At 64.9% G+C, this 8,823-nt stretch carries 12 protein-coding genes; 6 read left to right on the top strand and 6 right to left on the bottom strand.

Features of this window, described 5'->3' with window-relative positions:
- Window positions 1-108: 108 nt before the first annotated feature.
- Window positions 109-2,022, bottom strand: coding sequence for an EAL domain-containing protein (locus tag EOA28_RS15255; protein ID WP_245463245.1), 1,914 nt, complete (start codon window positions 2,020-2,022; stop codon window positions 109-111).
- Window positions 2,023-2,106: 84 nt separating this feature from the next.
- On the opposite strand from EOA28_RS15255, the gene EOA28_RS38840 reads away from it, so the two are divergent.
- The 3 genes from EOA28_RS38840 to EOA28_RS15245 all read left to right on the top strand — a co-directional run bounded on the left by EOA28_RS38840 (window position 2,107) and on the right by EOA28_RS15245 (window position 4,006).
- Window positions 2,107-2,259, top strand: a complete 153-nt coding sequence (locus EOA28_RS38840; protein ID WP_189342050.1) for a hypothetical protein — start codon at window positions 2,107-2,109, stop codon at window positions 2,257-2,259.
- A 28-nt stretch (window positions 2,260-2,287) separates the two neighbouring features.
- Window positions 2,288-3,382: an amidohydrolase gene (locus EOA28_RS15250; protein WP_245463244.1), complete on the top strand. Its 1,095-nt coding sequence runs from the start codon at window positions 2,288-2,290 to the stop codon at window positions 3,380-3,382.
- 66 nt (window positions 3,383-3,448) lie between these two features.
- A complete protein-coding gene (locus EOA28_RS15245; RefSeq protein WP_127386398.1) occupies window positions 3,449-4,006 on the top strand; it encodes a DNA-3-methyladenine glycosylase in 558 nt (185 codons plus the stop codon).
- Window positions 4,007-4,022: 16 nt separating this feature from the next.
- On the opposite strand, the gene EOA28_RS15240 is transcribed toward EOA28_RS15245, so the two are convergent.
- Window positions 4,023-4,337 carry an EthD family reductase gene (locus EOA28_RS15240; protein WP_126083438.1) on the bottom strand — a complete coding sequence of 105 codons (315 nt, stop codon included), beginning with the start codon at window positions 4,335-4,337 and terminating at the stop codon, window positions 4,023-4,025.
- A 196-nt stretch (window positions 4,338-4,533) separates the two neighbouring features.
- On the opposite strand from EOA28_RS15240, the gene EOA28_RS15235 reads away from it, so the two are divergent.
- On the top strand, window positions 4,534-4,893 hold the full coding sequence (locus EOA28_RS15235) for a hypothetical protein (protein ID WP_126078056.1): 360 nt from the start codon (window positions 4,534-4,536) through the stop codon (window positions 4,891-4,893).
- Window positions 4,894-4,912: 19 nt separating this feature from the next.
- Here EOA28_RS15235 and EOA28_RS15230 read toward each other — a convergent pair whose 3' ends face one another.
- The 4 genes from EOA28_RS15230 to EOA28_RS15215 form a co-directional block, all read right to left on the bottom strand.
- Entirely contained in the window at window positions 4,913-5,449 is a 537-nt protein-coding gene (locus EOA28_RS15230; protein WP_127251796.1) for a cupin, read from the bottom strand.
- 138 nt (window positions 5,450-5,587) lie between these two features.
- The gene (locus EOA28_RS15225; protein WP_126078058.1) at window positions 5,588-5,953 is read right to left on the bottom strand and encodes a hypothetical protein; all 366 of its coding nucleotides are present in this window, start codon (window positions 5,951-5,953) and stop codon (window positions 5,588-5,590) included.
- 127 nt (window positions 5,954-6,080) lie between these two features.
- On the bottom strand, window positions 6,081-6,809 hold the full coding sequence (locus EOA28_RS15220) for an SDR family oxidoreductase (protein ID WP_127251797.1): 729 nt from the start codon (window positions 6,807-6,809) through the stop codon (window positions 6,081-6,083).
- Window positions 6,810-6,844: 35 nt separating this feature from the next.
- Window positions 6,845-7,306 carry a VOC family protein gene (locus tag EOA28_RS15215; protein WP_128315019.1) on the bottom strand — a complete coding sequence of 154 codons (462 nt, stop codon included), beginning with the start codon at window positions 7,304-7,306 and terminating at the stop codon, window positions 6,845-6,847.
- Window positions 7,307-7,430: 124 nt separating this feature from the next.
- On the opposite strand from EOA28_RS15215, the gene EOA28_RS15210 reads away from it, so the two are divergent.
- A complete protein-coding gene (locus EOA28_RS15210) occupies window positions 7,431-8,318 on the top strand; it encodes a transcriptional regulator GcvA (RefSeq protein WP_127251799.1) in 888 nt (295 codons plus the stop codon).
- 202 nt (window positions 8,319-8,520) lie between these two features.
- Window positions 8,521-8,814: a GYD domain-containing protein gene (locus tag EOA28_RS15205; RefSeq protein ID WP_126061615.1), complete on the top strand. Its 294-nt coding sequence runs from the start codon at window positions 8,521-8,523 to the stop codon at window positions 8,812-8,814.
- Window positions 8,815-8,823: the final 9 nt, after the last annotated feature.

Below are 8,823 nucleotides of genomic sequence, written 5' to 3'. Positions count from 1 at the left end.
ATTACGCACGACATCGGCGCGCTTCCCACCGCCCCTCCACGTCGGCTAACCCCTGCCCTGTCGCCGATCCTTGCCAGCCGAACTACGAAGAATGCCCCTGACGGTCTGTCAGGCGGCGTTGCCGCTGCGGGGATTGCGCAACGGCTCGAAAATAACCTCAGCGGCAGCCGCGTCGAAGGCAAGCGCGTCGCGCATCGGCAGTGCGGGCGAAAACAGATAGCCCTGCGCGATCATGCAGCCCAGCGAGCGCAGGATCATGCGGTCGGCGTCGGTCTCGACGCCCTCGGCCATCACCTCGATGCCCAGCCTGCGGCCAAGGCCGATCACCGCCTCGACCACGGCCTGGTCCTCCACGGATTTCGCCAGGTCACGGACGAAATCCTTGTCGATCTTGATCTTGCGGATGCGGCTGTCCTTCAGCGACACCAGGGTCGAGAAGCCGGTGCCGAAATCGTCGAGAACGATCGATATGCCGGCATCCGCCAGCCGCCCGACCTTTTGGCCGACCCGGTCGCGGTCGACCGGCGCCTCCTCGGTGATCTCGATCTCGAGCATCGCGGCCGGCACGTTCTGCGCCTTGAGGCCGTCGAGGATCATGTCATCGACATTGCCGGCCTCGAGCTCGCGCGGCGAAAGGTTCATCGCCACCCGCACATCCGGGCGGCCCTGCCGCACCAGCTCTGCGATCATGGCGCAGCAATTGAGGAACACCGTTTCGGTCAGCAGCGAAAGCAGGCCGGTCTCGCGCGCGGCGGTGACGATCTCGGGCGGCGAGATTGCGCCACGGACCTCGTGCTGCCACCGCAGCAGCGCCTCGAAGCCGACGACCGCGCTGGTGTCGAGCCGCACCAGCGGCTGGAACCAGCAGCAGAGCGCGCCCGACTCGATCGCGCCACGCAGATCGCGCTCGATGCGGTTCCTGCGCTCCAGCGCGGCGTCGAGATCCGCGTCGAACAGGCAGTATTCGTTCCTGCCGCCGCGCTTGGCCGCATAGAGCGCGAAATCGGCCTTGAGCAGCATCTCCGTCAATTGCGGCTTGTCCGCCTGATAGATGCCGATCGACGCGCCGACGCGCACCGAATTCAGCTCCGGGTCCGGATTGGCGATGGCCGCGATGATGCTTGACGCAAGCTCGCCGGCCGCCTGCGGCGACCTGCAGGCGGAGAAGAGCAGCACGAACTCGTCGCCGCCGATGCGCGCGATCGTGGCGACTTGCGGGGCGTGGTCCTCGATCCGGCGCGCCACCTTGACCAGCAGTCCGTCGCCGATGGTGTGGCCATAGGTGTCGTTGACGGATTTGAAGCCGTCGAGGTCGATCAGCATGGCCACGAACGGGCCGTCGGAAAGGCCGAGCCCGGCGATTGCCTGCTCCAGCCCGTAGCGGTTGAGCAGGGCCGTCAGCGGATCGCGCCTGGAGTTGCGTTCCATCTCGGCTGCGAACTCGCGCGCCTCGTATTTGAAGCGGCTTGTCTCGCGGAAGCGGGATTGCCCCAGAAGCGCGCCTCTGATCATGCCGCCGAGGAACAGCAGGATGGTGAAGCCCAGCACGTCGTTCTCGACGCCGCCTTGCGCCAGCACGCAGGCCGCGGCGGTGAGAAGCGGCAGCGTGATGAAGTTGATCGAGGCCGGCGCGTGGGAGGTACAGTAGGTGACCGAGCCGGCCGAGGTGCCGGCGAGCATGATCAGATAGAGCGGCGCCTGGGCGGTGGTGTACCCTTCGCTGAGCAGCGCCAGGAACGACCAAGCGACACCCGACGCCAGCGCCAGCAGGCCATAGAGGGAAAGCCGGACGACGACCGCCTGCTGCCGCTCGTCGGCCGCGCCCGACTGGGCGAGCGCGAGCACCACGCGAGCGCCATTGACCAGGGCGATGGCGGCAAACCACGCCACTGCGGCAAGGCCGCCTCCCGACAACAGCTGCACCGCCAGGATCAGGGCTGCCAGCACCGTGCCGATGGGCATCGAGATGAAGACGCCCTTGCTCAGATCGGCGAGCTGATCGCGCAGGATGCCGGCGTCCACGGCTCCGCCGCGCTCCCCGGAAGAGGGACCCGCAGCCAGCCGCTCATCATGCCTTGTCATGACCTAAGTGGTTAGGCGACCGGGATGAAAATCGTGTTAAGGATTTCAGCGGTTTACGGAGCATTTCCTGATTACGAACTGACGGCGCCAGAAGCTCGGAGAAAACAGGGCGCCGATGGCCTAGCGGAATTGATCGCCATGGCACGGCGCGAGAAAAACCCTATCGTGTTTGTGTGACCGGCAAGCCCAAGCGGAGTTCCAACCCATGACCCTCACCAATCGAGACATCGTCGAGCTGACCGAATGGCGCCGCAAGCTGCACCGGCAGCCGGAAATTTCCAACGAGGAGGAGAAGACGGCGAAGGAAGTGGTGGACTTCCTCGCCGATACCGGGCCGGACAAGGTGCTGACGGGGCTCGGCGGCCATGGCGTGGCGGCGGTCTATGACAGCGGCCAGGCCGGGCCGACGGTGCTGTTCCGCTCCGAGCTCGACGCGCTGCCGATCGAAGAACTTTCGGCCGTCGCGCATTCTTCGCAAGTGCCGGGCAAGTCGCACATGTGCGGGCATGACGGGCACACCGCGATCCTGGCCGCGCTCGGCCGCCAGTTCGGCCGCGAGCGGCCGGCGCGGGGCCGCGTCGTGCTGATGTTCCAGCCGGCCGAGGAGACCGGAAACGGCGCGGCCGGCGTCGTCGCCGATCCGCGCTTTGCCGAGATCGCGCCGGACTTCGCGTTTTCGCTGCACAATCTGCCCGGCGTGCCGTTCGGCGAGGTGCGCCTGAAGGCCGGCACCGTCAACTGCGCCTCGCGCGGCATGCGCATCGTGCTCGAGGGCAAGACGGCGCATTCCTCGATGCCCGAGACCGGCACCTCGCCGATGCCGGCTGTGAGCGAGCTGATGCCGGCGCTGCCCGCGCTCGGGCGCGGCACTTTCGCGGATGACGATTTCGGCATGGTGACCGTCACCCATTGTTCGATGGGCGAAGCCGTGTTCGGCATCGCGCCGGGCTATGCGGAAGTGTGGGCGACGCTGCGCACCAGGCGCGACGAGCGCATGGCCGAACTCGTCGCCGCCGCGGAGGCGCTGGCCAGGAAAATCGCCGCCGCGCATGGTCTTGCCGTGCGCTTCGACTATCACGAGATCTTCGTCGCCAGCATCAACGCGCCGGACGCGGTGGATCATCTCGCCCGCGCGCTTGACGAGGAAGGCGTTGCGCGCAGCGAGGTGGCGCTGCCGATGCGCGCGTCGGAGGATTCGGCATTTTCGGCCACAGCGCCAAATCAGCGATGTTCTTCCTCGGCGCCGGCGAAAGGCACCCATCGCTGCACAATCCCGACTATGATTTTCCCGACGACCTGATCCCGATCGGCTCGCGAATCTTCATGCGCGCGGCGCGCAATTTGCTTGGCTGATCGAACGCCTACGATGGTCGATCCGGTCGACGCCGATTTCTTCGCCCGCGACGCGCTTGTGGTCGCCCGCGCGCTGATCGGCGCTACGCTTACGCTGTCCGGTGTCGGCGGCATCATCGTCGAGACCGAGGCCTACCGGCGCGACGATCCCGCCTCACACGCGTATCGTGGCCGCACGCCGCGCAACGCGCCGATGTATGGCGCGCCCGGCACGGCCTATGTGTATCGCTCCTACGGCCTGCACTGGTGCCTGAACGCGGTGTGCCTGCCGGGCAGCGCCGTGCTGATCCGCGCGCTCCAGCCGCAATCGGGCATTGCCGAGATGCACGGCCGGCGCGGCGTAGCTGACGAGCGGGTGCTCTGCTCCGGGCCCGGCAAGCTCTGCCAGGCGCTCGGCATCGACGGCTCGCACAATCGGCTGCCGCTGACCGCGCCGCCTTTCGAGTTTGCCCCGTCGCGGGCCGATCCCTCCGCCATCGTCAGCGGCCGCAGGATCGGCCTGACCAAGGCGGTGGAATTCGAGTGGCGGTTCGGGCTTCGCGGGTCGGCCTATCTCAGCCGGAAATTCTGAGCGGCGGCGAGCGGGCTCAGATTTCCATGCTGTCGAAAATGAAGATCTGAACGCCCGACCCATCAGGCGCGTAGAGCCGGCGATCCGCGCCGGCCGCTTTTCCCTCCGGGCTCGCCATCCCTTTTTTCATCGCGTCGAGATCGTCGAAATGAAGTGTCCCGATCAGGTAGACGTCAGACGGTCCGGCGAGCACCGTGATCGGCCCCCGGCTTACTTCGTATTTCCTCAAGCCCGGTATCTTCTTGGCCAGCGGTATATGCGTCTCGAAATAGTGCTTGTCGAACGCCTGCGCGTCGGCTGGCTGCTTGTAGATGACGATCATTCCAGCCATTGCGGCTCTCCTTTTCGGTGCGGACGAGTTAAGGACGAAGCGGCGGGTGGAAACGGAACGAGGTGTTGAAAAAATTTCGGGAACGCCTCGACGGACGACGACAGCAGTTGTCCGGCTCTCTCCTTTTGCCGCCATCTCGCTTGTGCGAAGAAGCATTCTGTGGTCTCTCCGGCCTTAAATTAGCGAGGACTCAAGGATGAGAAATGCGGTGATCGCCGCGCTCTGCGCGGGTGTGGCTGGATGCGTGTCCTCTCCAGCCGACTATGGCGCCTCGCTGTCGCAACAGGATCCGAAATGGGCATCGCCGGGATGCCAGCAGGCCCGCGCCGCCGCAGCCGACTATGCGCAGCGCGAGAAGGACCATCCCGGCTGGGGCATGGGCGTGCTGCTTGGACCTTACAGCATGGGGATGGTGGCGGCAGTGAAGGAGCATGAGCGGCAGCAGCGGCTGCTGCTTGCCAGGCAGACGCACCTGCAGTGCTCAAGCCGGCCGCTGCCGAAAGAACTGGATTTCAATCCGGCAATCTATGCGCCGAAGAAGGAGCATTATCCGTAGGGGACGGCCGCGTTGCGGTTCAGGCCGCCAACTTACTCCACGCTTTCAGCAGCGGCCCGTCGCTGCCAAAAAGCGGATCCTTGTCGGGACGGCGGACCCCCGGGATCGTGCGCAGCGCCTCGGCATGCTGCTCGGGGCTGCGGCACAGATCATATGTGCCGAACGGCGGATAGGCGCCGACCACCAGGAGGTCGGCCGAGCCGGACAGGCGCTGGTGGCCAGTGCCTGCCGGCAGCACCGCCACGTCGCCCGCCTCGACCTCGAGCACCTTGCCCTTGTCACCGCCGAAGCGCACCTCGGCGGCGCCGCGCGCGATGCCCAAAACCTCATGGATGCGCGAGTGGTAGTGAACGAAGCTGTAGATGCCGTTGCGCCAGCTGTCGCCCCAGCCATTCGCGGCGAAAATCTCCTCGAAGACCGCGGCCGGATCGACGTCGTCCGGCAGCGGCACCGCGCCGGGATAGACAAGCATGGGCCATCGCGGATGATTGGGCACCAGCCCGTCATCGGCGAAGCGAAAGGCGAGAGGCTCCTGCTTTTTGACTTGTTGCGCCATCCTTGCCATTCCTGCAGCACTGTCGGGTCTAACGGTTTGCAGCGCGCTTTGCTCCGGTCAGCAACGTCTTCAGCATGGACTTGGGCGCGCCCAACGGGCCGGTAATCAGCAGTGACCGTAAAGAGCTGGTGGCGGCGGTTACTGCGGAAGCAACCGCGAGACCTTGAGGCGCGGCGCGAAGAAGCAGCGCAGATAGGGCTGGTTGGTGATGACGTATCTGTTCTCGCAGATATGGTATCGGCCGTCCGGCGATTCCTGCACGCGCTCTCGCGGGATGTTGAAGCCATCGGGCAGATAGACATAGCCGCCGTCCGCCCTGGACTGCACCGAGGACTCCGGTATGGGGCGGCAATCCGTGCCGCCGCAGCATTTGAGGTTCGTTATCGGATCGACCTTGTTTTGGTACCAGTCGTGGCCGTTGGCGCCTGTCGCGGCGGCAAGGCAGATGACGGTGACGATGACCCTTCGCATGGCGTTCCTCGACGAGGCGGAGGCGCTGCTCATTCGAGCGTCATGTATATGAGCGTTCCGCCAGAAACGCCATTGCCCGACAAGGGGTCGGAAAGCGAGGCCCGGCCCTTGGGACCGCGATGGCGGAGCCGGATCCTCGGACAGAGTCCGGCCTTTCCGATCACACCAGCCGCTGCCCGCCGTCGATATGGACGGTCTCGCCGGTCATGAATTCGTTCTGCATGAGATAGAGATAGGCCGGCGCGATGTCGGCGGGCCTGGCGATCCTGCCGGCCGGGATGCGGCCGCCCATCTGCCCGAAATAGCCTGTCTTGGCTTCTCCGACGATCTCGTCCCACATTTCGGTGTCGACCCAGCCGGGCGAGACGATGTTGACGCGGGTGGGCGCGAGCTCCAGCGCCAGCGCGCGAGCGAAATAGCTGAAGGAACCGGCGACCGCCGCGACCACCGCGCCGCCCGGAACCGGCGGGCGGTCCTTGTTGATGCCGGAGGTGAAGATCATCGAGCCGCCTTTGTTCAATTTGCGCACAGCATGCTTGGCAAGCATCACCGACCCGATCAGCTTGCCGTCGACGAAGCCGCGCACGAAATCCATGTCGGTCTCGCCGATCGGAAAATTGGGCGGCGGCGTGCCGGCCGTCGCCACCAGATGATCGAAGGCGCCGGCTTGCTCGAACATGCGGGACACGTCCGCCTCGTTCGCCATGTCGGCGGCAATGCCTGTCACGTGTCCTGCCCCGAGCCGCTCTTCGGCGGCCTTCAGCTTGTCCTCGGAGCGGCCGACGATCACGACTTCCGCGCCGTGTTCCAGGGCGGCTGCAGCGACGCCGAAGCCGATGCCCGAGCTGCCGCCGACGATGATGAGCTTCTTTCCCGTGAGACTGGTCATGGGTTTTCTCCGTTCTTCCAGGGATGGGTTCAAAATCAGGCGCGGCCGGCGTGGGCGGCGGCGATGTCGGCGAGGATGATCTTCTTCATCGAATACATCGCCTGGCGCCCCCGGTCGGCCTTCGCGCGATCCGGATCGTTCATCAGCCGCAAGGCTTCGCCCGGGATGACCTGCCAATAGACGCCGAACTTGTCCTTCAGCCAGCCGCAGGGCTGTTCCGAGCCGCCGCCGGCGGTCAGCGCGTTCCAGAAATAGTCGGTCTCTTCCTGGTCCCCAGTCTCGATGTAGAGCGAGATGCGCTCGTTGAAAGGCGGCACCCCGCCGGCATTGAGCGCGGTAAAGCGCTGGCCTTCGAGCTCGAAGTCGAAGATCGCGTGCGGCTTGTCGGTGAACTCGATCGCGCCGAGCGCGCGGCTGTTCTTGAAGACCGAGAGATAGAAATCCCGCGCGGCTTCGGCATCGAGATTGAACCAGAGGAAAGGATGAACGGTGGCCATGGCGTCCTCGCACGTTGGTGAGTTTTGATCACAAGTTCTGTGAGGATTTTTGGCTGGAAAAAGCACGATGGACAAACCAAAGTTTGGCAAGTATTTGTTACCATAACTCACAAATGGCTTCGCCATGACCCGCAAACTGCCGCCGCTCAACGCCTTGCCGGCCTTCGAGGCCGCCGCACGGCATTTGAATTTTTCCAGGGCTGCCGACGAGCTCAACCTCACCCATGGCGCGATCAGCCGGGCGATAAAACATCTGGAGGATCAGCTCGGCGTGCAGCTCTTCGAGCGCGCGACGCGCTCGGTGCGGCTCACACCGGTCGGCGAGCCTTATGCGGTCGCGGTGCGCGAGGCGCTCGACCAGCTCGCGCTGGCGACGCAGACCGCGACCTCGCGCCATTCCGGCTCGACGCTCAATGTCAGCACGTCGGACGGGTTTGCCGGAAAATGGCTGGTGCCGCGGCTCTACCGGTTTCACCGCGCGCATGGCGATATCGATGTGCGCGTCTCGACCACCGGCCGGCTGACCAATTTCCGCGGCGACGGCATCGACGTCGCTATACGATATGGCGGCGGCCATTATCATGGGCTGACGTCGGAGTTCCTCACCGGTGAGGAAGTGTTTCCCGTCTGCAGCCCGAAGCTGCTGGAAGGGCCACATCCGCTCAGGCACCCGCAGGACCTCAAGCACCACACGCTGATCCGCGACGGCTACCGCATCGACTGGGCGGCGTGGCTGGCCAGCGCCGGCGTCGAAGGCGTCGATCCCAACAGCGGGCTCACCTTCGATTCCGCCACCTTCGCGGTAGAATCGGCCGTCCAGGGCGAAGGCGTGGTGCTCGGCCGCACCATGCTGGTCTCCGCCGACCTTGCCACCGGCCGGCTGGTGCGGCCGTTCGACCACGCACTGAAGGCGGTCTCGAGCTTCTATCTGGTCTATCCGCCGGAGGCGATCCGCCAGCGCAAGGTCAAGGCGTTTCGCGACTGGCTGTTTTCGGAGATCGAGCCGGGCTGATGAGCGCAGCCATCTACACACCGCCTTGCACGCGCGTGCCGCCTTCGAGACATGACACTTGACTCGCGCCTCTTGCGGCAATCCAACCTGTACGCCGATATATTAGCAATTGCTTCTTTGTAGAGTGGGCACGTGCTATTGTGGTCCTGGGAACGGCGGACGCGCCGTGAGCGCCCCGCGTTTCCCTTGTGGGAGGAAACCAATGGCTCACTACGTATTGCTGTCAAACTTCACCGACCAGGGTATCAGGACCATAAAGGACACCCAGAAGCGTGCCGAGGCTTTCAAGGAGATGGCCAGCAAAAGCGGGGTCAAGATTCACACCTTGTTGTGGACGCTGGGCAAGCATGATGTCGTGGCGGTTGCCGAAGCGGAGGACGACATTGCCGCGACTGCGCTGGGCCTATCAATCGCATCGATGGGCAACATCAGAACCGAGACCCTGAGGGCGTTCGATACGGCGGATATGGCCAAGATACTGGCAAGGATGGCCTGACCGTTACCT

It is taken from the genome of Mesorhizobium sp. M2A.F.Ca.ET.067.02.1.1, from assembly GCF_004023285.1.
Taxonomy (GTDB): Bacteria; Pseudomonadota; Alphaproteobacteria; order Rhizobiales; family Rhizobiaceae; genus Mesorhizobium.
The sequence above is the reverse complement of the archived record's forward strand: the minus strand, read 5'-3'. Positions and strand labels throughout refer to the sequence as shown.